At 65.8% G+C, this 21119-nt stretch carries 23 protein-coding genes; 2 read left to right on the forward strand and 21 right to left on the reverse strand.

Annotated elements, in window-relative coordinates; translation table 11 throughout:
* Positions 1-60: 60 nt before the first annotated feature.
* The 3 genes from UU9_RS06345 to UU9_RS06355 form a co-directional block, all read right to left on the reverse strand.
* Positions 61-1263: a nitrate/nitrite transporter gene (locus UU9_RS06345; RefSeq protein ID WP_007080905.1), complete on the reverse strand. Its 1203-nt coding sequence runs from the start codon at positions 1261-1263 to the stop codon at positions 61-63.
* Between the two features lie 229 nt (positions 1264-1492).
* On the reverse strand, positions 1493-2725 hold the full coding sequence (locus UU9_RS06350) for a CmpA/NrtA family ABC transporter substrate-binding protein (protein WP_007080906.1): 1233 nt from the start codon (positions 2723-2725) through the stop codon (positions 1493-1495).
* Positions 2722-3324 carry an ANTAR domain-containing response regulator gene (locus UU9_RS06355; RefSeq protein ID WP_007080907.1) on the reverse strand — a complete coding sequence of 201 codons (603 nt, stop codon included), beginning with the start codon at positions 3322-3324 and terminating at the stop codon, positions 2722-2724. Before UU9_RS06355 ends, UU9_RS06350 begins: the two co-directional genes overlap by 4 nt.
* 323 nt (positions 3325-3647) lie before the next feature.
* On the opposite strand from UU9_RS06355, the gene cysG reads away from it, so the two are divergent.
* Positions 3648-5120 (forward strand): siroheme synthase CysG, encoded by a 1473-nt coding sequence (gene cysG / locus UU9_RS06360; RefSeq protein ID WP_007080908.1) that lies wholly within the window; start codon positions 3648-3650, stop codon positions 5118-5120.
* An 89-nt stretch (positions 5121-5209) separates the two neighbouring features.
* On the opposite strand, the gene UU9_RS06365 is transcribed toward cysG, so the two are convergent.
* From UU9_RS06365 to UU9_RS06375, 3 genes are all read right to left on the reverse strand, one after another.
* On the reverse strand, positions 5210-5848 hold the full coding sequence (locus UU9_RS06365) for a GIY-YIG nuclease family protein (RefSeq protein WP_007080909.1): 639 nt from the start codon (positions 5846-5848) through the stop codon (positions 5210-5212).
* 113 nt (positions 5849-5961) lie between these two features.
* Positions 5962-6153, reverse strand: a complete 192-nt coding sequence (locus tag UU9_RS06370; RefSeq protein ID WP_007080910.1) for a hypothetical protein — start codon at positions 6151-6153, stop codon at positions 5962-5964.
* Between the two features lie 66 nt (positions 6154-6219).
* Entirely contained in the window at positions 6220-6504 is a 285-nt protein-coding gene (locus UU9_RS06375; protein ID WP_007080911.1) for a hypothetical protein, read from the reverse strand.
* Between the two features lie 211 nt (positions 6505-6715).
* On the opposite strand from UU9_RS06375, the gene UU9_RS06380 reads away from it, so the two are divergent.
* Entirely contained in the window at positions 6716-7591 is an 876-nt protein-coding gene (locus tag UU9_RS06380) for a DUF72 domain-containing protein (protein WP_007080912.1), read from the forward strand.
* Between the two features lie 37 nt (positions 7592-7628).
* Here the strand turns inward: UU9_RS06380 and UU9_RS06385 are convergent, their stop codons facing one another.
* The 15 genes from UU9_RS06385 to UU9_RS06455 form a co-directional block, all read right to left on the reverse strand.
* The gene (locus UU9_RS06385) at positions 7629-8042 is read right to left on the reverse strand and encodes a helix-turn-helix domain-containing protein (protein ID WP_007080913.1); all 414 of its coding nucleotides are present in this window, start codon (positions 8040-8042) and stop codon (positions 7629-7631) included.
* A 49-nt stretch (positions 8043-8091) separates the two neighbouring features.
* Positions 8092-8403, reverse strand: coding sequence for a cytochrome C oxidase subunit IV family protein (locus UU9_RS06390; protein ID WP_007080914.1), 312 nt, complete (start codon positions 8401-8403; stop codon positions 8092-8094).
* Positions 8400-9047: a cytochrome c oxidase subunit 3 family protein gene (locus UU9_RS06395; protein WP_007080915.1), complete on the reverse strand. Its 648-nt coding sequence runs from the start codon at positions 9045-9047 to the stop codon at positions 8400-8402. Before UU9_RS06395 ends, UU9_RS06390 begins: the two co-directional genes overlap by 4 nt.
* Positions 9044-10651 (reverse strand): cytochrome c oxidase subunit I, encoded by a 1608-nt coding sequence (ctaD, locus tag UU9_RS06400; RefSeq protein ID WP_007080916.1) that lies wholly within the window; start codon positions 10649-10651, stop codon positions 9044-9046. The genes UU9_RS06395 and ctaD overlap by 4 nt, the downstream gene beginning before the upstream one ends.
* Entirely contained in the window at positions 10638-11582 is a 945-nt protein-coding gene (coxB, locus tag UU9_RS06405) for a cytochrome c oxidase subunit II (RefSeq protein ID WP_202799804.1), read from the reverse strand. The genes ctaD and coxB overlap by 14 nt, the downstream gene beginning before the upstream one ends.
* Entirely contained in the window at positions 11579-12370 is a 792-nt protein-coding gene (locus UU9_RS06410; RefSeq protein ID WP_007080918.1) for an SCO family protein, read from the reverse strand. Before UU9_RS06410 ends, coxB begins: the two co-directional genes overlap by 4 nt.
* Positions 12367-12732: a hypothetical protein gene (locus UU9_RS06415; protein ID WP_007080919.1), complete on the reverse strand. Its 366-nt coding sequence runs from the start codon at positions 12730-12732 to the stop codon at positions 12367-12369. The genes UU9_RS06410 and UU9_RS06415 overlap by 4 nt, the downstream gene beginning before the upstream one ends.
* Entirely contained in the window at positions 12729-13868 is a 1140-nt protein-coding gene (locus UU9_RS06420; protein ID WP_007080920.1) for a hypothetical protein, read from the reverse strand. Before UU9_RS06420 ends, UU9_RS06415 begins: the two co-directional genes overlap by 4 nt.
* Complete coding sequence (locus UU9_RS06425) at positions 13865-14533, reverse strand: c-type cytochrome (protein ID WP_007080921.1); 669 nt, start codon at positions 14531-14533, stop codon at positions 13865-13867. The genes UU9_RS06420 and UU9_RS06425 overlap by 4 nt, the downstream gene beginning before the upstream one ends.
* Positions 14530-15066 carry a DUF3341 domain-containing protein gene (locus UU9_RS06430; RefSeq protein ID WP_007080922.1) on the reverse strand — a complete coding sequence of 179 codons (537 nt, stop codon included), beginning with the start codon at positions 15064-15066 and terminating at the stop codon, positions 14530-14532. The genes UU9_RS06425 and UU9_RS06430 overlap by 4 nt, the downstream gene beginning before the upstream one ends.
* Positions 15063-16421, reverse strand: coding sequence for an NrfD/PsrC family molybdoenzyme membrane anchor subunit (gene nrfD / locus UU9_RS06435; protein ID WP_007080923.1), 1359 nt, complete (start codon positions 16419-16421; stop codon positions 15063-15065). Before nrfD ends, UU9_RS06430 begins: the two co-directional genes overlap by 4 nt.
* A complete protein-coding gene (locus tag UU9_RS06440) occupies positions 16418-19351 on the reverse strand; it encodes a TAT-variant-translocated molybdopterin oxidoreductase (protein WP_007080924.1) in 2934 nt (977 codons plus the stop codon). Before UU9_RS06440 ends, nrfD begins: the two co-directional genes overlap by 4 nt.
* Positions 19348-19995 (reverse strand): cytochrome c3 family protein, encoded by a 648-nt coding sequence (locus tag UU9_RS06445; protein ID WP_007080925.1) that lies wholly within the window; start codon positions 19993-19995, stop codon positions 19348-19350. Before UU9_RS06445 ends, UU9_RS06440 begins: the two co-directional genes overlap by 4 nt.
* A gap of 69 nt (positions 19996-20064) precedes the next feature.
* The gene (locus UU9_RS06450) at positions 20065-20562 is read right to left on the reverse strand and encodes a hypothetical protein (RefSeq protein WP_007080926.1); all 498 of its coding nucleotides are present in this window, start codon (positions 20560-20562) and stop codon (positions 20065-20067) included.
* 96 nt (positions 20563-20658) lie between these two features.
* Positions 20659-21105 carry a PPC domain-containing DNA-binding protein gene (locus tag UU9_RS06455; RefSeq protein ID WP_007080927.1) on the reverse strand — a complete coding sequence of 149 codons (447 nt, stop codon included), beginning with the start codon at positions 21103-21105 and terminating at the stop codon, positions 20659-20661.
* Positions 21106-21119 lie beyond the last annotated feature (14 nt).

The following is a 21119-nucleotide window of genomic DNA, read 5'->3' on the forward strand; positions in this document are numbered from 1 at the left end:
GGTTGGGTGAGGGAGTTGGGCTGGGGAGAATGAGGTTGGTGTTGGCCATGCGCGGCGTCCTCAGACGCGCACGCCGCCGAGTGCCGCGGCGCCACGCCAGCGCAGCCGCACGCTGGCAATGCCGCCCCAGGCCAGCAGCGCCAGCAGCGCGAACGTGCCGAAGCCGTAGCCGTAGTTGCCGGTGAATTGCCGGGCATAACCCAGCCCGGCAGCCAGGCAGAAGCCGCCGACGCCGCCGGTCATGCCGACCAGGCCGGTGAGCAGGCCGACGTCGCCACGGAAGCGTTGCGGCACCAGCTGGAACACGGCGCCATTGCCCATGCCCAGCGCCGTCATCGCCAGCGCCAGCGCAGCCAGCGCGCCGAAGGCCGGCTGGTTGCCGAAGGTGATGATCGCCAGCATCAACGCCACCAGCGCGTAGACCATCGACAGCGCGCGGGTGCCGCCGATGCGGTCGGCCAGTGCGCCGCCCAGCGGTCGCACGAATGAGCCCACGAAGACGCAGCCGGCCGTGAAGTAACCCGCGGTCACCGCGGACAGACCGTACTGATCGTTGAAGTAGATCGGCAGGAACGAGGACAGGCCGACGAAGCCGCCGAAGCTGATGCCGTAGAAAAACATCAGCCACCACGCATCGGGCGTACGCAGCACGCGCCGGTAATCCGCCAGCGTCTTCGGCGGCGGCGAGGTCGGGCTATCCCTGGCGTACAGCACGAACGCCAGCAGCACGACCAGCAGCGGCAAGGCCGCCAGGCCCAAGGTGTTGCGCCAGCCGATCGCCAGCGCCAGCGCGGGTGCGAACAGCGCCGCGAAAACGGTGCCGGAGTTGCCCGCCCCCGCCAGCCCCAACACCACGCCCTGGCGTTCGGGCGGATACCAGTACGACACCATCGGCAAGGCGATGGCGAACGAAGCGCCGGCCACGCCCAGCACGATGCCCAGCGTCAGCATCTGGCCGAACGAATGCAGGCCCAGCCACCATGCCAGCAGCAGTCCGACGATCACCACCAGCTGCATCGCGATGCCGACCCGGCGCGCCTTCCACTGGCCGATCAATACGCCGTTGAGCACCCGCAACAACGCACCGGCCAGCACCGGCGTGGCCACCATCAGGCCCTTCTGGTCCGGTTGCAGATGCAGGTCGTTGGCGATCAGCACCGCCAGCGGCGCAAGCAGCACCCAGACGGCGAAGCTGAGATCGAAATACAGGAAGCAAACGGCCAGCGTGGGGAAATGACCGGCCTTGAAGAAGGCTTTGCTCATGGCAATGGCTCGCGGTTTCAGCGCTTGCAGCGCTGCCGGATCTACCGGTTGCGAACCGCCATTAGCTCGCGAGGAACTGCATTGTCAGTTGCCAGAGCAGCCCGCCATTAGGCTGTCTTCCTCGATCGTGCCGGCGGTGTGGAAACCGCGGGCGACGGTTTATGTTGTAGTGCAACAAATCATCAAAGGCAAGCGTTTTTTACGTCGCGAATGTCACTCGTCTCCACGCTCAACGCGTGGCGTCGTTCTCGTCGTTGCGTGCGCGGATGGGCATCGCACTCTCGCCCAGCGATGGCAACGCGGCAGGGTCGAAAATCGCGCCGTCGCAGAAGCGGTCGGGCGGCATCGGGATTGGCTGCGGCGTGGCATCGAGCGACCACGGTGCTGCATGTGCGCCCTCCACTTTCCAGTCGGCCAGCGGCAGCGATTCCCCCAGCGCCGACAGCGCAGCGCGATACAGGTCGGGCCGATACACGCGCTCGGCCAGGCTGCGCAGGTCGATGCTGTCGTCGATCAACTGCCAACGCCGCATCTGGCTGAGAAACCACAGGCCCTGCGAGCGCCAGGGGAACGTGGCCGCGCCACGATGGAACACGCAACCGTTCGATGTCTCGGCACCACCGGGCAGGCTTGCCAGGATCGCGTGCGACCCGAGGTTCAGATAACGCCGCCGCGATAGCAGCGAGGCGATGTAGGCCGTATTTTCGGCGTCGTCGCAGAAGCGGGACGAACGGTGCAGCGCACGCAGCACGCCGGACAACGCCTCCGGATGCTGGTTGGCCCAGCGCGCGCTCACGGCGAAGGCCTTCTCCGGCGCGTTGCTCCAGATCTGCTGCGAGCCGGCGATCGAATGGCCCACGCTGTTGCGCCGCGCCACCTCGCCCCACGGTGCGCCCGCACAGAAACCGGAGATCTGCTTTTCGCGCAGCGCTTCCACCGCACGCGACGGCGGCACCACCGCCAGCTTCACGTCGCGGTCCACCTCGATGCCGACGCTGGCAAGCCAGTAGCGGCACAGCAGGTTATGGGTGGAAAACGCGTGCACCACGCCCAGCGTGAGTGGTTGCTGGCGCAGGCAGGCGGCCAGCGCGGGCAACGGGTCAAGGTCATCGCTTTCGCCCAGCGCGCGTACCCGTGTCGCCAGTTCGCGCTCCAGCGTGATGGCCACGCCGCCCACGCTGAGCGTGTAGGGAATCAGCATGGGCTGCGCCACGCCGCGCAGGCCCAACTGCACCGCAAATGCCAGCGGCGGCACGATCACCGCCGCGTCCAGCGCACCGAAGGCGAGCTTGTCGGCGATGTTGGCCCACGAAGGCTCGACCATCAGCTCCACCTCCACGCCTTCGTCGGCAAAGAAGCCGAACTCATGCGCGGTGACCACCGGCGCGCTGTCGGTGAGGCGCAACATGCCTATGCGCAGTTTCGGCGCGGTGCCGCTGCCCGATGGTGTCGGCGCGTTCATGGCTGTCTCCCCTTTTCCCTGTGCGAATCCGTGGGCGCGTCATGCTGCGTCACGAACGACGCGACCACCTCGGCAAGTTTCCGGTTCTGGTTCATCGCCGTTTTCTGCAGCCAGCGATACGCTTCCGGTTCGGTCATCCTGCGGCCCTGCATCAGCAGCGCCTTGGCGCGCTCCATAAGCCGGCGTTCCTCCAGCATGGCTTGCGCCTCGGCCAGTTCGCCCTCGACCTTGCGCAATCGGCGGAACAGCGCGATGGCCGAGGCCATGATCGGCTTGATGTCCTGCAACGGTACGCCGGAGAGGTTGTACGAGCACACGCCCGCGTCGATCGCCTCCTCGGCGAACGCCGGATCGTCGCTGCCGGCGAACATCACGATCGGGTGGCCGGACGACACCAGGCGCAAGTCTTCCAGCGCGTCGCGATCGGGCAACGCCATGTCGACGATGATCAGATCCGGCTTGATCTCCTCGACGGCGGCAATGCGCCCCGCCCCTTCCGGCACCCGCACCACCTGGGCGAAACCGGACTCGCACAGGATCGCCTCGAGCGCGCGCGCGCGGCCGGCGTCAGTGTCGATGAGAAGGATTTTCAGGGACATCGGTAGGTGCGATTTCCATCAGACCGTGATGACGCGTTTAAACATCCGGCGGTGTTATTGCTACGCAGCACGCGCATCAGCCGGCGAAACACCATTCGTCAAAGCCGGCACGACCATGTTCCAAATCCGGCTCGATCCATATTGCTGCGTTGCCACATTTATTGATTGATCTGCTATAAGAAAAGCACGGCGCGAGTGTCATTTTGCACACTTGCCTGGCATCCGTATACGGACGTATGGATGGCCAAATGATTTTCTTTAAATGCACCCGAATACACCAACGCAATCCCCGAATTGGGGAAAGCCCCGCCCGGAGACACGACATGCGCCTGTATCCCCTGTTTGCGGACTTGAACGGCTTGCCGGTGCTGGTGGTGGGCGGCGGAAACGTGGCCGAACGCAAGGTCGCCGCCCTGCTCGAGGCCGGTGCCGTGGTCCGTATTGGTGCACCGCACTTGCTCCCGGCCCTGGCCGAACAGGTGGCCGATGGACGCATCGCGCACCTCGACGGCGACTTCAAGCCCTCATGGCTGGACGATGTCTGGCTGGTGATCGCCGCCACCGACAACCGTGCGCTCAATGCAGAGATCGCCGTCCGCGCCACCGAACGGCGCATCCTGAGCAACGTGGTGGACGACCCGGCACTGTCGCTTTTCCAGGTGCCAGCCGTGGTGGATCGGGCGCCGCTGACCATCGGCATTTCCACCGCGGGCGCCGCGCCCATGTTCGCCCGCCGCGTGCGCGAAACGCTGGAGTCGCACCTGGACCCGGCGATCGGCCCGCTGGTGGCATTGGCGCAACGGCATCGCAAGGCCATCGTCGACGCGTTCCCCGATCTTGCCGCGCGGCGTCGGTTTTACGATGCGTTGTATGACGGCCCGGTGCTGGAGCTGCTGCGCCACGCCCGGCACGCCGAAGCCGAGGCGGCATTGCTCGATGCGCTGTATCACGGTGCCCCACTGGTTCCCGGTTCGGTCGTGCTGGTCGGAGCCGGCCCCGGCGATCCGGGCTTGCTGACGCTTGCCGGGTTGCGCGCGCTCAACCGGGCGGATGTGATCCTGCACGATCAACTGGTCAGCCCCGAGGTCCTGGCGATGACGCGGCGCGATGCCGAGCGCATCGACGTCGGCAAGCGCGGTGGCGGTCGACACACACCGCAAGCGCAGATCAATGCGCTGTTGTTGCAACACGCCCGCGCCGGGCGTTACGTGGTGCGCCTGAAAGGCGGCGACCCGTTCGTGTTCGGTCGTGGCGGCGAGGAGATGCAGTACCTGCGCCGCCATGGCGTGGCCTGCACGATCGTGCCCGGCGTGACCGCGGCCGTGGCTTGCGCCGCCTACGCGGGCATTTCCCTCACCCACCGCGAACACGCGCAGTCGGTGCGGCTGCTCACCGCCCACTGCAAGGATTCGATGGACACGCTGGATTGGGCCGCGCTGGCGGGCGAGCGACAGACCCTGGCGGTGTACATGGGCCTGGCCCAGCTCACTCATTTGACCGAGCGTCTGCTGGCTCACGGTCGCGATCCGGATACCGCGTTTGCGCTGATAGAAAACGGGACCCTGCCGCGGCAACGTGTGCTCAGGGGTGAACTGCATACCCTACCCGCGCTGGCATCGGCGCACCACATCGAAGCACCGGCCCTGCTGATCATCGGCCAGGTAGCGACGATGGCCGACGAGCTTGGCTGGTTTGGCGAGATGGTTGATACGGCCGGCCGTTGTGCCGACGCCGGCCTGGTTTTTTGCTCGTCATTCCAGCGAAAGCTGGAATCCAGTGCCTCCTTAGCCACATAAGGGCGCTGGGTCCCAGCTTTCGCTGGGATGACGGCATTCAACCTTCTCGAGGCCGACTGATCCCTGTGGCATCGAGCGCGGCCTCGCACTCAATCATCCCAACGCGTCGTCTCCGGAAAGCCGCAGCGGTAATACCAGTCCAGCACGGGCTCGGGCACCAGCGCCTGCAAGTCGCTTCCCAGTGCGACGTAAGCGTCGAGGACGTCACGCAACACTTTTTCGCCGCGACCGGTGCGCTGGTCCAGCGGGATATTGAAGTGCTGGTACTCGATCAGCTCCAGCATGCGCGACGACCAGCCGTACAGGAGATCGCTCCATTCGTCGAAGCGGGCACGTACCCAATCGCCAAGCGGCGCGTGCAGGGTCAACCCCTCCTGCACGCAGAGCTTGTGCGCCAGCATGCTGATGGGCAGGTAGGCGCCGCGGTACCACTCGGTGTGACCGGCGGCCGATCGCGGTACCACCAGCGGCGCCGGTGCGCGGAAATCGTCGAAGGTGGTAATGAACAACCGTTCGATCCGGCGCGCGTCGCGCAGGCGGTCGGTGTGGATAAGCAGGCCGCGGTCCAGGTCGAAGAACTCGAAAAAGCGCGGATGCAAGGTGCGGAAGCGGTCCACGGGATCGCGCGAGAAGCCGACTTTCAGGATGTCCTCGTCGCGGCATGGCAACACGTAGACATAGGTCCGTCCACGGCTGGCGAAACGGGGAAAGGCAACGTCGTCGTTCACGGATCGTGTCGAAAGAGCTGGCAGATGCGGGCTATCGGGCCCGGCGCCAGCGTGCGGGCGCCGGCATGAACAGGCCACCCACGCCGGTGCGCGGCGTGGGTGGATTGGCGCGCTCAATCCTCGCTGGGAGCCTTGGCCGGGATGAACGGCGAAACCGGGTCACTGGCGGGAAAGGTTTCTTCCAGCGCGTGGTCCTGGTTCTCGCTTTCCTCTTTTTTGCGCGCGGCGCGTTCCGCCTCCGTCTCGTTGTGCTTGGGCTGGTTCTCGTCGGGGCACGGGGAATCTTTGCGGTCGTTGGTGGACATGGTGGCTCCTTCGGCGGGAGGTTGCAGCGTGCAATCAGTATCGTTAAGAGCGCATGCGTTTTCTGTCTACGCGCCGGGCTTCGGTCGGGATGATGAATGGATGGGTCCGGCGCTGTCCGGGACCATTGATGTCTTGCTGCGCAAATGGCCGCGCGCGCCCAGCATCATCTCCTCCAGCCAATGCACCAGGATCGATATATAGCTGCTGCGGCTGCGCTCCTCGGAAAGCGCATGGTCGGCGAGGAGGATCTTGCGGTAGGTGACCGAGAGCGCGTCGATGCATGCGTTCCGGTAATTGCCGAGCACGGGATGCGGCACGATCTTGTCGTGCTCCGATTCCACCAGCAGCACGTCCTTAGCGTGCTTTATTTTCCGTTTTCCGAGACGACCCCAGGTAGGTCAGCGTCCTCATCGGCAATCCGCCATGGGCGTCGGGTCCGGCGAGGATGGGCGGCGGATTGTCGGGTACGCGCCGTTCAATGCGCGCGAATACCGCCGTTTTCACCACGGACTCACCGCGGCTCGCGTTGCATGGCTGCGGTATCGACGACAGGGAACAGTGATGGCCAAATCGCGCATCGGCATTTCCGGCTGGCGTTATGCACCGTGGCGGGGCAAGTTCTACCCCGCATCGCTGGTGCAGCGCGACGAGCTGCACTACGCGTCGCGGCAGGTGCCCACGATCGAGATCAATGGCTCGTTCTATTCGTTGCAGCGGCCGGAAAGCTACGCCCAGTGGCACGAGCAGACACCGCGCGGTTTCGTGTTTGCGGTCAAGGGTCCGCGCTTCATCACCCATGTGCTGCGCCTGCGCGAGATCGAACGGCCGATGGCGAACTTCTTCGCCTCCGGCGTGTTGAACCTGGGCCCGAAGCTGGGGCCGATGTTGTGGCAATTCCCGCCCAATTTCCGCTATGACCGCAAGCAGTTCGGCGATTTCCTGGCGCTGCTGCCACGCACCACGAAGCGGGCGGTGCAGTTGGCGGCGAAGCACGACAACCACCTGAAGCATCCTGCCGAAAGTTTCCCGGAGACATCGCATCGCCTGCGGCATGCGGTGGAGATCCGACACGACAGCTTTGTCGACCCGGACTTCATCGCCCTGCTCCGCCAGCACGGCGTCGCCCTGGTGGTGGCCGACACCGCCGGCAAATGGCCGCTGCTGGAAGACGTGACCGCCGGCTTCATGTACCTGCGCCTGCACGGCGACAAGAAACTGTACGCCAGCGGTTACAGCGATGAAGCGCTGGACGACTGGGCGCGGCGCATTCGCGCATGGATGCGGGGCAGCCAGCCGCGCGGTGCCCGCCGTGCCAGCAGCGATCCGCCGCCGGCGCGGAAATCGCGCGACGTTTACTGCTATTTCGACAACGACATGAAGGTGAAGGCGCCGTTCGATGCCATCAGGCTGCGCGCACGGCTGGATGGCTGTTCATGAGCCAACAGCGGCCTTTGCCCGCGGCCGCACATGCGCATCAAAAGAATGCGTTCGGATTGATCCCGAAACGGGCGGACAGGTTGCGGATGTGGTGCGCCGTGAGGCTGCGTTGCCCCGCGAGGATCTCGGAGACTTCGCTCTGGCGGCCGATTTCCGGCAGCTGGGCCAGCTTCAGGCCGTGCTGCTCCATCAGGAAACGCAGCACTTGGGCACTCTGCGGCGCCGACATCGCGTTGTGCCGCTGGTCGTAGGCATAGATGAGATCGTTGAGCATCATGAACAGCGAATGCTGTGGATGCGTCTCCTCCATCGCACCTTCACTGATCAGCGCATCGACCAGCTGGATGGACGCCTCATGGTCCTGATCATCCGCGATGTGGCCGACGTGCGAGACCGCGTGGAAATGGTTCCACGCGTCAACGATGGGGGCGATGTCGAGCGGCTGATTCATTTCCATTTCCTTGGGTCATGTAAGGGCGAGGGTCAGCACATCGGGCGTTTCACCACGGCGAAGGTAGCACCACTCGGGTAAGCACATCCGCCACGGTCATGCCGATCAGCACGGCCAGCCAGGCAAAGCCCACCGCCGCGGCGATCCGCAGCAGCGGCGGGCCGCGGCGCAGGCGCATGAAAAACGCCATCACCAGCAGCGTCTTGATCACGGAAATGCCCAGCGCGCTCAATGTATTGAACACGCCCAGGGGCAACAGCGCGCAGCCGGCGCTGGTCAACAGCAGCGCCAGCAAGGCCGCCAGCACGATCAGGTGCAGGCGCAGCGAAGGTGGCGAGGCGGATGTCGTCGGCGCGTTCATCCGGCGCGCCCCACCAGGTAAATCAGCGGATAGACGAAGATCCACACGATGTCGACCAGATGCCAATACAGCGCCGACAGTTCCAGCGGCGTGTAGTACTGCGCACTGAATCGCGCGCGCCAGGTGCGGCGGGCCATCACCAGCAGCAGGATCACGCCGATGCCCACGTGCAGGCTGTGGAAGCCGGTGATGAAGTAGTAAAGGCAGAAGAACAGCTGCATCGGCCCGGCCAGCGGCCCTTGCTGGGTGTAGCGGATGCCCGGTATCAGCCCTTCGCGGTATTCGCTGTAGTACTCGAAGCCGTGCATCACCAGAAAGCTCAGGCCCAGCGCGGCGGTAAGCACCAGCAACCACGCGGCGACGCGCCGGCCGCCCAGTTGCACGTCGCGCAACGCCAGCGCCACGGCGCAACTGCTGGTCAGCAGCACGGCGGTTTCGATCGTGCCCAGCAGCATGTCGGTGTGCCGGCTGCCCGCCGCGAACGCCGCGGGAAAACGCACGCGGCATACCGTGTAGCCGGCGAACAGCACGCCGAAGAACAAGGCCTCGGTAGCCAGGAAGGTCCACATGCCCAGCGCCGACGCCTCGCGCTGTTGCGCGGCATCGTCGAACTGCTGGGCCAACATGGCGCTTTCGGTGCTCATGCGTCCTCATACGCGTAAGGCCCTTCGTTGACCACGGGCGTGACCTCGAAATTGTGCGTGGGCGGCGGCGAGTCGGTGAGCCATTCCAGCCCTTTCGCGCGCCATGGATTGGGACCAGCGCGCGGGCCATGGCGCAGCGACCAGCCCAGGTAGACCAGCGGCAGCAGGTAGGACACGGCCAGGATCGACGCGCCCGCCGACGACAGGATGTTCAGCACCTGAAACTGCGGCAGGTACTCGTGGTAGCGCCGCGGCATGCCCTCGTAGCCCAGCAGGTATTGCGGGAAGAACGTGAGGTTGAAACCGAAGAACATCAGGATCGCCGCGAACCGCGCCCATGCCTGCGAATACAGCCGCCCGGTGACCTTGGGCCACCAGAAATGGATGCCGCCCAGGTACGCCATCACCGAGCCCCCGACCATGATGTAGTGGAAATGCGCCACCACGAAATAGGTGTCGTGCAGGCTCACGTCCAGCGCGGTGGCGGCCAGGAAGATGCCGGTCATGCCGCCCAGCATGAACAGGCCCACGAAGCCCAGCGCATACAGCATCGGTGCGTTGAAATCGATGCGGCCCTTGTACAGCGTGGCCGTCCAGTTGAAGACCTTGATCGCCGACGGCACCGCGATGATGAAGCTCAGGATCGAGAACACCATGCTGGCGTACATCGACTGCCCGGCCACGAACATGTGGTGCCCCCAGACCAGGAACCCCACCACCGAAATGCCCACGATCGCCCACACCATGAAGCGGTAGCCGAAGATGCGCTTGCGCGCGCCCGCCGTGATCAGCTCGCTGACCACGCCCATCGCCGGCAGCACCATGATGTAGACAGCCGGGTGCGAATAGAACCAGAAGAAATGCTGGAACAACACCGGATCGCCGCCCAGCGCGGGATCGAAAATGCCCACGCCGAAGATCCGCTCCAGCGCGATCAGCGACAGCGTCATCGCCAGCACCGGCGTGGCCAGCACCATCACCAGCGCCACCGCGTACATCGCCCACACGAACAATGGCAGCCGCATCCAGGTCATCCCGGGCGCGCGCATGCTGTGGGTGGTGACGATGAAATTGATGCCGGTGAGGATGGACGAGAAACCCACCACGAACACGCCCACCACGGTGAGCATCACGTGGCCGTTGGAAAACATGGTCGAGAACGGCGTGTAGAACGTCCAGCCGGTATCCACGCCGCCCAGCACCAGCATGGCCAGGGTGAACAGCCCGCCGATCATGTACAGGTACCAGCTGAAAAGGTTCAGCCGCGGAAACGCCATGTCGCGCGCACCGATCATCATCGGCAGCAGGAAGTTGCCCAGCGTGGCGGGGATCGACGGAATCAGGAAGAACCACACCATCACCACGCCGTGGAAGGTGAACGCCTTGTTGTATGCGTCGGCGGTCAACAGGTCGCCGGCCGGGGTGATCAGCTCCAGCCGGATCAGCATCGCGGCGAAGCCACCCAGGAAGAAAAAGAACGTGATCGCCAGCGCGTACAGGATCGCGATGCGCTTGTGGTCGTGGGTGAACAGCCACGAGCGCAGGCTGTGGCCATCGTCGAGATAGCTGCGCGGCGGCGGTACGGCGGATTCAATGCTGTTCACGTGCAGTCTCCGTCGTGGCATGGCGCGATTTGAGATAGGCGATCAGGGCCAGCACGTCGTCCTCGCCGATGCGCCCGGTATAGCTGGGCATGATCGGCGCGTAGCCGGCCGCCACCTGCTTGCGCGGCAGCATGATCGAATCGCGGATGTAGCGATCGTCGGCGCGCACCTGGCTGCCATCGGCCAGCGGCACGGTGCTGCCGTAGAGCCCGTCCAGATCGGGGGCGTGCACGCTGGACTGGCTGCCGTGGCAGCCGCTGCAGCCGAAACGGCGGAACCGTTCAGCACCCTGCTCCGCCAACCCGGTGCCCGCGTGCGCCTGCAGCCAGCGGGCGTAGTCGGCAGGTTTCATCACGGTGACGTTGCCGGTCATGCGGGCGTGGTCGGTGCCGCAATATTGCGAGCACAGCAGCGGGTATTCGCCCTCTCGCGTGGCGGTGAACCACAGCTGCGTGTAACGCCCCGGCAGCACGTCCTGCTTCTGCCGGAACGCGGGCACGTAGAAATCGTGGATCACATCCTGCGAGGTCATCACCAGCCGGATCGGCCGGCCCAGCGGCACGTGCAGGCTGTCGATTTCGCGCTGGCCGCCGGGGTGTTGCACCTTCCACATCCACTGCTTGGCCACCACGTAGATCGGCGCCGCATCGGCCGGCGGCGTGCGCATGCGGCTCCACAGGCTGATGCTCCAGCCGAACAGCGCCATGAACATCAGGAACGGCACCACCGTCCATGCCACCTCCACGCCCAGCCGGGTCTGGTTGGCGTTGCTGCGGTCGGCGTGGCTGCGGCGGCGGTACTTCACGCAGAAGAAGATCATCACCACGAACACCGCCACCGATATCGTGCCGGTCAACGCCAGCATCACGTCGAACAGCGTGTCCACGCTGCCGGCCAGGGTGGAGGCCTGCGGTGGCGCCATCGTCATCATGCCGTCCTCCGGCGTCGATGCAGCCACAGCACGGTGGCGCCCAGCACGATCGCAAAGCCGATGCCGATGAACTGCATCACGCGCCCGATCAGCAAGCTGTAGCGGCCGGTGCTGGGATCGTAACCACAGCACAGCAACACCAGTTGATCCACCAGACTGCCCAGTTTCCCGCGCGAGGCATCCACCAGTGCCAGCCGCAGCGAGCGCGGCGGGTAGTCCACACCGAACATGTATTGCGTCACGCGCCCTTCGGCGGACAGCACCACCACGCCGGCGGCGTGCGCGTACTGGTCGTTGCGCGGGTCGAGAAAATAGCGGAAGCCGATTGCACGGGCCAGCGAATGGATGTCTGTTTCATCACCGGTCAGGAAATGCCATTGATCGACTTTCGCTGACGGCTGCGCGCGGGCCAGCATGCGCTGGCTGGCGGCGGCATCAGCGGGTTGCTCGCGCGGGTCGATACTGACGAACACCACCTCGAAATCCTGCCCTGGCCGCAGCGTCAGCGTCGCCACGGCGTGCGACAGACCGTGCAGAACCGCATCGCAAAGGTTGGGGCAACGGTAATAGCCCATGGCCAGCAACATCGGCTTGCCATTGGCGATCTGGCGCAGCGAACGTGATGGCCCGTCACTCTCCCGAAAGTGCAGATCCATCGGTACCTGCGCGCCCAGACGCTGGTCGAAACCGGCGCGCTGATCGAGATCGGCCGGCGCCATCGGTGCGTGCGCGGCCGCGGCTGCCGTCAGCCACAGGCAGGCACAGGCAATGACGGCGCGCCGGATCATCGGGCATTCCCCGGCGCATCATCCGCCGCTGCGGGTGTCGCATGGCTTGCGACCAGCAAGGCCATCGCCCGCTCGATCGGGATCTGCGCGATGCCGGTTTCGCGGTCCACCCAACCGTAGCTCTCCAGCCGCTGCCGTTGCTGTGCACGTTCGGCGGCAATATCCGCCGCGGGATGAGCCTGCAATCGTGGCGCGGGTGGTGGTGCCTGCAGGCCGGCGGTGATCTGCGGCGCCAGCCAGTAGCGCAGCAGCGGATACATCAGCGCCGCGATCAACACCAGCCCCACGCCGAGGCCGAGACCCACGCGATGCAGCAGGCGCGCATCGACCAGCGGGCTTTCATGACGATGGACGTCATTCACGGCAACACCCTCGCAGCGGACGCACTCGGCTGCACGACGGCGCGCCACCGCGCATCGAACACCACCCACCACCAGCCGCCGATGCCCAGCCACGCCAGCGGGTCGCTCCACGCCAGCGCAAACCCGCCGGGTCGGAAGCTGGGCACGACCAGCCAGAACAGATACGCGTAATGCATCACCAACAGCAGCGCCGCCACCGCCAGCAACCAGCCCGCACGGTGCTTGGCCTGTCGTGACAACAACACCGCGAACGGCACGGCCAGATGAAACACCACCAGCGCCACGCCCAGCGCGCTCCAGCTGGTTTTCAGCCGCGGCAGATACCACACGGTTTCCGCCGGCAGGTCGCCGATCCACGCGGTGAGGTAATCCATGAACGCCAGGTACGACCACGCCAGCACCAGGGTCAACATCAGGTTGCCCACGTCGCCCAGCAAGCACGCGGGCTCGGCAGGTGGATGTGATGGCGTATCGTCGCGCCGATGCCGCAGCGCGGCGTACAACACCGCCAGCGCGGCGGCGGCCAGCACCTGGCTGGTGGCCACGATCAAGCCGAAGATGGACGATCGCCACGCCGGCACCAGCGACATCACCCAGTCCACCGCGGCCGTGGTCATCGTGAGCAGGTAGACGATCAACCCCAGCGCCGCGAAGCGCGACAAGCCCGCATCGTCGGCGCGATCCAGCCGCCGTCGCAAGGCCGAGGCCAGCCACAGCCATAATCCGAAACACAGCAGCATGCGCACGATGAAAAAGCCGTCGTTCAGATACCAGGCCTGCCGGCGCAACGCGGCATCGGCCATGGCGCCCGGCGCCGCCCACGGATAAAGCAGATGCAAGCCCAGCAGCAGCGGCAGCCACAACACCGCCAGCCACGGCAATGGCCGCAACGCCGCCAGCAACTGCGGTCGCAGGTAATAGCCCCACGCGCCGCCGGTCAGCACATGCACCATCAACAGCGCCATCGATCCCAGCGACAGCGACAGGCCGAAAATGCCCGCCACCAGATACGACAGCAGCGCCTGCCGCGGCGCATGCCAGCCCAGCAGAAGACACAGCAGCAACGCGATGGAAGCCACGCAGGCCATCGCCACATGGATGCGCCGCATGCGCCGCTTGTCCATCGCGAGCGTCATCGGCTGGCTCCCGCCGCGCTGTTCTGCAGTTGCGCACGGTCGCTGGTATCCAGTTGATGCACCGGCGCATGGCGGCTCAATTGCAGCGCGCGGATATAGGCCACGATGGCCCAGCGGTCGTGTACCGACACGCGGTCGGCGTAGGGATACATCACGCCGTAACCGTGGGTGATCACCTGGAAAAAATGACTGTCTGGCGCGTCGCGCAGGCGTTCGCTGTGATAGGTGGGCGGTGCCGGAAAACCGCGCCGCACGATCATGCCATCGCCATCGCCCGCCGCCCCGTGACAGACCGCGCAATAGATGTCGTAGCGCTGTTGCCCGCGCTGCAGCAGCGCCATGGTCAGCGGCAGCGGGTTGGCTTCGGCGCGTGCACCCATGTCGCCTTGCGCCAGGCTGCGGCCCTCCCCGCCCAGCGGCAAGGCGGGGCCGACCGATGCGGCAGTGGCCAACGCGCCGAGTCGCCCGCCGCTGCTGTCGGCCGCCTCGCCCGCCGCGCTGGCCACGCTTCCGGGTGGTGGCGTGCGGGCGGAGTTGCCATTGGCGAACAGCGGGCTGGGCGCCAGCGATTTGTATTTGGGCTGGTCGTACATGTCGTGCATGCCGCGCTCGCAGCCGCCGAGCGCCAGGGCGATGACCAGCACGCCGAGCGCACGGCGGATCACGCCGGCACCTCGTCGACCGACAGCGGCGCCAGGTCGATCAATGCCTGCCGTGCGTGGTCGCTGTCGTAGTGCGGATCGTCGGCGCGGATCACGAGAAAGAAACCATCGCGGCTGGCCTGCGCGAAGCGCGGCACGTTGAACACCGGGTGATACAGCCGCGGCAGGCCGTTGCCCAGCAGCATGCCGACCACGCCGGCCAGCACCGCGCACAGGATCGTCATCTCCAGCGCCGCGGGAATGAAAGCCGGCCAGCTGGCCGCCGGGCGGCCACCCACATCGATCGGATAGTCGATCACCGCCGAGTAGTACTGCAGCGCCAGCGTGCCTACGCCGCCAACCAATCCACCCAGCAGCACCAGCAACGGCAGCCGGCTGCGCGTCGGCCCCAGTGCCTCGGCCAGGCCTTCCACGGCAAAGGGCGAATACGCCTCCAGCCGGGTGTAACCGGCGTGGCGCAGCTGCAAGGCGGCGCCGCGCAAGGTCTCGGCGCTGTCGAATTGGGCCATGCAGCCGTAGACGTTCGGGTCGGTCATGGCCGTGGACCCTGCAGCCGATGCACCAACTTGCGCATGTCCGACATCGACACGATCGGCAGCACCCGCACGAACAGCAGAAATAGCAGAAAGAACAAACCGATCGACCCGGCCAGGAACGCAAGATCCCAGAACGTGGGATAGAACATGCCCCAACTCGACGGCAGAAAGTCGTGGTACAGGCTGCTGACGATCAGCATGAAGCGCTCGAACCACATGCCGATCAATACCAGCACGCTGATGCCGAACAGCGCCGCGTGGCTGGCACGCACCCGCCGCGACCACAGCGCCTGGATCGCCACCACGTTGCACACGATCGTGGTCCAGAACACCCACGCGTACGCACCGCTGAACCGCTGCATCGTCATCGCCACGTCATAGCGATCCATGCCGTAGAACGCGGTGAAGATTTCCATCAAATAGCTGTAGTCGACGAACAGTCCCGCGGCCAGCATCATCTTCGCCAGGTTGTCGATGTGGCGCGGGGTGATGAAATCGCCAAGCTTGAACCAGTGCCGCAACGGCAACCCCAGCACCATCGCCATGGCGAAGCCGGAGAACAGCGCGCCGGCCACGAAGAACGGCGGGAAGATGCTGGAATGCCAGCCCGGCAGCAGCCCTTCGGAAAAATCCAGCGCCACCATCGAGTGCACCGAGAACACCAGCGGCACCGCCAGCGCGGCCAGCAGCAGGCTCAATGTCTCGAAGCGTTTCCAGTGCCGCGCCTCGCCGCGCCAGCCCAGCGCCAGCAGGCCGTAGAACACCTGCCTGCCGCGGGTGGCGGCGCGGTCGCGCAGCGTGGCCAGGTCGGGGATCATCGACACGTACCAGTACAGCACCGACACGATCAGGTACGCCACGATGGCGAAAAAATCCCACAGCAGCGAGCTGCGCCATTGCGGCCATACGTTCATGCGGTCCGGGTACGGCGCCAGCCAGTAGAAGAACCACGGGCGGCCCAGATGCAGGATCGGAAAAATGCCCGACACCGATACCGCGAACACGGTCATCGTTTCGGCGTAGCGCGTCAGCGGGCTGCGCCAGTCCTGGCGGGTGAGATACAGCGCAGCGGAGATGAAGGTGCCGGCCATGCCGATCGCAATCCACCACACGTAGTTGGCGATCGCGAATGCCCATGCCACCGGCATGTTCAGTCCCCAGATGCCCACGCCGCGCATCAGCAGCCACACGATGCCGGTGGCCAGCAGGCCGATCAGGGCGAGCGACAGCGCGAATGCGGCCAGCCACAAGCGACCGGTGGGACGCGTCAGCACGATGTCGCTGACGTGGTCGGTGACGCCGGCCAGGCTTTGGCCGGGCGCCAGCAGTGGTGCGCGGTTGAGGGCGTCGGTCATGCGTCGTCCCCCAGCGCGGGATTCGGGTTGCGCAGGTGCGCGCCGTAGCTGGTACGCGGCCGCGTATTGAGTTCGGCCAGCAGGCTGTAATCCAGCGGCGAGGCTTTGGCGTGGCTCACTGCGCTGTCGGGATCAGCGATGTTGCCGAAGGTGATTGCCTGCGTGGGACACGCGGCCTGGCAGGCGGTGACGATCTCGCCATCGGCGATCTTGCGGTCGTCGCGGTCGGCGGCGATGTGGGCGGTTTCTATGCGCTGGATGCAGTAAGTGCATTTCTCCATCACGCCGCGGTTGCGCACAGAGACATCCGGGTTGCGCTGTGCTTTCAGGCTTTCGGTTTTCACGTCAGCGTATTGCAGGAAGTTGAAGCGGCGCACCTTGTATGGGCAGTTGTTGGAACAGAAGCGCGTGCCGACGCAGCGGTTGTACACCTGCAGGTTCAATCCTTCGGCGTCGTGCACGGTGGCGCCGACCGGGCACACCACTTCGCAGGGCGCATGTTCGCAATGCATGCACGGCACCGGTTGGTGATGCGTGTATGGCGCGTGGGCGCTGCCTTCGTAGTAGCGATCCACCCGAATCCAGTGCATTTCGCGGCCACGTTTGACCTGATCGGCGCCCACAATCGGGATGTTGTTCTCGGCCTGGCAGGCAATGGTGCAGCCCTTGCAGCCGATGCAGGCGTTGAGATCGATCGCCATGCCCCACGCATATTCGCCGGGCGGTTTCGGCGGGTACAGACTGGGTGGCGTGGCCGGTTCCTCCGGCTGCAGGAATTTCGCGTTTTGCAGATACTCCGCCAGCGTGCCCGCACGGACCGGCGCGCGGCCTTCCATCGCATGGTGATGCTGGGTGGCCGCCAGCTCGATACGCTCGCCGGTGGCGTGCATCTGCAAGCCGCCTTCGCGCCATGGCGCGGCATGGCTACGCAAGCCGTAAGCATCGAAACCCACGCCATCGCCCACGTGCCCCGCATGCCGGCGGCCATGGCCAAGGTGAACGGTGACACTGCGCGCGGCCTGCCCCGGCATGATCCACACCGGTGCGCGCAGCTGTCGATCACCCACGCGCAACTCCACCACGTCGCCGTTGGCCAGCTTGCGCTCGGCCGCCAACGCGGGACTGATCAAGGCCGCGTTGCCCCAGGTCAACTGGCTCAGTGGCTTGGGCAATTCCTGCAGCCAGCCGTTGTTGGCGTAACGGCCATCCCATAGCGTGGGGTCGGGGCGAAACAGCAGTTCGAATTCGGCAGGTGATGCTGGCGGCAACGTGGGCGCCGCGAGAAAACCGGCGTCGATGGCAGGTGGTTTCGCGGGCGTCGTGGCGCTGTCGGCGATCAGGCCCTCGCGCAGGCTGCGGTTCCAGCTTTCATCGTCGTCGGGATGCCATCGCGTTTGCAGCAAGGCGCGGATGTCCGTTGGTTGCCCGAGCATCGCCGCCAGCAATTGGTGCATCGAACGGCCCGCATACAGCGGCTCGATCAGCGGCTGCACAATGCTGACCGTGCCATCCCAGGCGCGCAGGTCCGACCAGCTTTCCAAGGCATGCGCCATCGGCAAATGCCAGTCGCACAAGTGCGCCGTCTCGTCGCGATAAAGACCGAGGTGGATGCGTCGCGGCACCTTGGTCATCGCCTGCGCAAACGGCAGATCGGCAGGCGCGTCGTAAGCCGGGTTGGCATCGAGCACCAGCAGTGTGCCGACCTCGCCTGCGTTCATTGCCGTGCACAGGGAAGCCAACGAATCGGCGGAATCCGCTGTTTCAGTCGGTGCGATGTAATCCACCGTGTGGCCGATATTGCCCAGCGCCTGGTTCAGCAGATGGGCCAGCGCGTGCACCGGCGGCGGCTGGGTTTCGCCCGCCAGTACCAGCGACTGGCCCTTGTGGGCGAGCAAGTCATCGGCCACGGCGCGTGCCAGCTTTTCATCGACGCCTGCGCCTGCGGCGCTGCCAACGCCGAGCAAACCGGCAAGCTGGCGCGCGAAAGCGCCGACCTCGTGGTGCGCCAGCGGCCAGCAATGATCGGCCATCGCGCCGGTCAGCGAAGGCGTGGGCTCCACCGCATAGAGCCGATTCATCTGCGGCGGTTTGCGTTGCTGTGCAAAGGCGCGGGCGTAAGCGAGGCGGCCCGGCATGCTGCCCAGGAAATTGGCATCCAGCGCCACGATGCGGCGGGCCTTGTCGAAGTGATGGATCGGTTGCAGCGGCGTCCCGAACGCCAGCGCGGTGCCAGCCAGCGTCTGCCCCTGCCCTGCCGCTTCGTATTGATGCCAACGGGCGCCGGGAAATTTCTGCAGCAAGGCATCGCGCTGCGCCGCCAGCGTGGGCGAGACGATGGCGCCGCTGAGCACGCGCAAACCGCGGCCTTCAGCGGTCGACAGCGTGGCCAGCTCGCCGAACAATTCGTCCCATGTGGCGGCTACGCCACGATGCAGCGGCGTTTGCGAACGGTCCGGGTCCCACAGTTCCAGCACCGCCGCCTGCAGTGCCGGCGCGCTGCCGCCGAGGCTGGCCGGGTGTGCCGGGTTGCCCTCGATCTTGGTCGGGCGGCCCATGTGCGTTTCCACCAGCACGCCGCACACGTCGCCCGCGCAGGCCAGCGCGCTGGCGTAGAAGCGCGCAGTGTCGGCGGCCATGCCTTCGGGTTGGCGCAGCCACGGCACCAGTTGCTCCTGCGGTGGCGAACTGCAAGCGGCGAGTCCGGCCAGTGCCAGCGAAGCGCCCAGCAGCTTGATGAAGCGACGCCGATCCATCGGTGCCAGCGCCGCCAGTTGCGGCAGCGCGGTGTGCAGGGTGTCGCGCCAGTGCGCGTCGTCGGCCAGTTCCTCCAGCGCACGCCAGAAACGCGGGCCGCGCGCATCCATGCCATCCATGCGCTGGCGTAGCGCCTGCATCGCGACATCGGCGGCGGGGGTCGTGGCGCGGCTCATCGGTGACACACCGAGCAGTCGGACAGGCGGCGCGCATCAATGTGGTAGCGACGCACCAGGACCATGCCCAGGGCAGCCTGATCCTTCGCCTGCCAGGTCATGTCGAACACCTTGTTGCGCGGGCGCAGGTATTTTTGCGGTGCGCGATGGCAGTCCAGGCACCATTGCATCGACAGCGGTTTGGCGCGCCAGGTCAGCGGCATGCGATCCACCCGGCCATGACAGGTGACGCAGCCCACGCCCTTGGCCACGTGGATGCTGTGATTGAAATACACGAAGTCCGGCAACTGGTGCACGCGCTGCCAATGCAACGCTACGCCGTGGCGCCAGCTATCGACCACGGGCTTCAGCGCGGCGGTGTCGGTGTAGAGCTGGGAGTGGCAGGTCATGCAGGTGGACAGCGGCGGGATGCCGGCGAAGGCGCTGGTCTCCACCGAGCTGTGGCAATAGCGGCAATCGATGCCGTCATCGCCCACGTGATGCTTGTGGCTGAAAGGCACGGGTTGCTCCACCGGTTCACCGACACCATGCGGTTCGGCGGTACTCGCGCGCCAGATCAGGGCGCCGCCCACCAGCGACACGAGAACGACGAGCAGTACGAGTTGCACGTACAACCCGAAGCGCGGATGAAAAACCTGACCCATGGATGTTCCATTGCAACACCGCGCGATCGCGCGGGAACCACCCGCGCCGTGACGCGCGGACGCCCTTGCTCACGACATCAAGGTGGGCTTGTCGTACGGCAATGGTGTGGCGGACGTGGCCGCCAGCGCGGCATCGGCGCGTGCCAGCATCTCCTTGTCGCCATCCACCACCACCAGCACATGGCCGGCGGCGATCTCGTCCTCGAATGTGCGCCGCACGGTATCGGGCTCCTCGGTGCCGGTGAGCATGCCCATCCAGCCGCCGACGGCTGCGCCCACCAGCGTCATCGCCGCCACGCCCGCCAGCGTCAGGCCGAGTGGCGCAATGGTGACGGCCACGATGCCTGCCAGCAGACCGCTGGCGCCGCCGCCCACCAGACCTTTCACGCCGCCGCCCGCGAAGTCGCCACTGGTCTCCTGGTGATCGTCGGGGATGGCCTGCTTCTCGATGCTGTCGCTGGCGATCAGCGAAATATCCTCTTTCGGAATGCCCGCGCGGCGCAGCGCATCGACCGCGTCTTCGGCACCGCGGACGTCGGGCGTTGTGAATACGTGACGTGTCTTCATGTCACCTCCTGCGCAGTCGACGGATGCCGTCGATCTTGGTGGCGGCGCGGTGACCAGTGCGTGATGGACGGCTGAATCGCGCCTTCGCTGCAGCGCTCACGGCGTATCCGCATCCATCCTGATCAGGGCCAAACCTGCGTCGGGATCGAAGCGGCGGTGCAGATGCGCCGGTGTCTCCGTGACAACGACCTCCAGCGTCGGGCGCACATGGCCCTCCAGCAAATGGCCGCCCAAAGCCTGGCCGTCCGGTTGACCCAGTACGGCATGCATGTGCAGTTTCGGCTCGCCATCCTTCAGCGCCACATCGCCCAGCAACGCCACCACTTCGCACTGGTTGTCCACGGGGTTGCGCCGGTAGGTTTTCTTGTCCCACTCGAAGTAGCCCAGCACGGCGCGCTCGAACGCGCCGATCGCGGTGAGGTGCGCTGCACTGAGCTTCTGTGCCGTGGCGAACGACTGCAGGCAAGCGGTGACTTCATCGCCCGTTTCCAGAATCACCGCCCAAGTCTTGCTGCCGTCGTCGTGGATCAATTTGTGCTGCATGTTTGCCTCCGTGT

It is taken from the genome of Rhodanobacter fulvus Jip2, assembly GCF_000264315.1.
Lineage (GTDB): Bacteria > Pseudomonadota > Gammaproteobacteria > Xanthomonadales > Rhodanobacteraceae > Rhodanobacter > Rhodanobacter fulvus.

Excerpts from the sequence above, each read along its gene's own strand:
- UU9_RS06345 (WP_007080905.1), bottom strand. The coding sequence starts at position 1,263 with ATGAGCAAAGCCTTCTTCAAGGCCGGTCATTTCCCCACGCTGGCCGTT.
- UU9_RS06350 (WP_007080906.1), bottom strand. The coding sequence starts at position 2,725 with ATGAACGCGCCGACACCATCGGGCAGCGGCACCGCGCCGAAACTGCGC.
- UU9_RS06355 (WP_007080907.1), bottom strand. The coding sequence starts at position 3,324 with ATGTCCCTGAAAATCCTTCTCATCGACACTGACGCCGGCCGCGCGCGC.
- cysG (WP_007080908.1), top strand. The coding sequence starts at position 3,648 with ATGCGCCTGTATCCCCTGTTTGCGGACTTGAACGGCTTGCCGGTGCTG.
- UU9_RS06370 (WP_007080910.1), bottom strand. The coding sequence starts at position 6,153 with ATGTCCACCAACGACCGCAAAGATTCCCCGTGCCCCGACGAGAACCAG.
- UU9_RS06380 (WP_007080912.1), top strand. The coding sequence starts at position 6,716 with ATGGCCAAATCGCGCATCGGCATTTCCGGCTGGCGTTATGCACCGTGG.
- UU9_RS06385 (WP_007080913.1), bottom strand. The coding sequence starts at position 8,042 with ATGAATCAGCCGCTCGACATCGCCCCCATCGTTGACGCGTGGAACCAT.
- UU9_RS06390 (WP_007080914.1), bottom strand. The coding sequence starts at position 8,403 with ATGAACGCGCCGACGACATCCGCCTCGCCACCTTCGCTGCGCCTGCAC.
- UU9_RS06395 (WP_007080915.1), bottom strand. The coding sequence starts at position 9,047 with ATGAGCACCGAAAGCGCCATGTTGGCCCAGCAGTTCGACGATGCCGCG.
- coxB (WP_202799804.1), bottom strand. The coding sequence starts at position 11,582 with ATGATGACGATGGCGCCACCGCAGGCCTCCACCCTGGCCGGCAGCGTG.
- UU9_RS06410 (WP_007080918.1), bottom strand. The coding sequence starts at position 12,370 with ATGATCCGGCGCGCCGTCATTGCCTGTGCCTGCCTGTGGCTGACGGCA.
- UU9_RS06420 (WP_007080920.1), bottom strand. The coding sequence starts at position 13,868 with ATGACGCTCGCGATGGACAAGCGGCGCATGCGGCGCATCCATGTGGCG.
- UU9_RS06430 (WP_007080922.1), bottom strand. The coding sequence starts at position 15,066 with ATGACCGACCCGAACGTCTACGGCTGCATGGCCCAATTCGACAGCGCC.
- nrfD (WP_007080923.1), bottom strand. The coding sequence starts at position 16,421 with ATGACCGACGCCCTCAACCGCGCACCACTGCTGGCGCCCGGCCAAAGC.
- UU9_RS06440 (WP_007080924.1), bottom strand. The coding sequence starts at position 19,351 with ATGAGCCGCGCCACGACCCCCGCCGCCGATGTCGCGATGCAGGCGCTA.
- UU9_RS06445 (WP_007080925.1), bottom strand. The coding sequence starts at position 19,995 with ATGGGTCAGGTTTTTCATCCGCGCTTCGGGTTGTACGTGCAACTCGTA.
- UU9_RS06450 (WP_007080926.1), bottom strand. The coding sequence starts at position 20,562 with ATGAAGACACGTCACGTATTCACAACGCCCGACGTCCGCGGTGCCGAA.
- UU9_RS06455 (WP_007080927.1), bottom strand. The coding sequence starts at position 21,105 with ATGCAGCACAAATTGATCCACGACGACGGCAGCAAGACTTGGGCGGTG.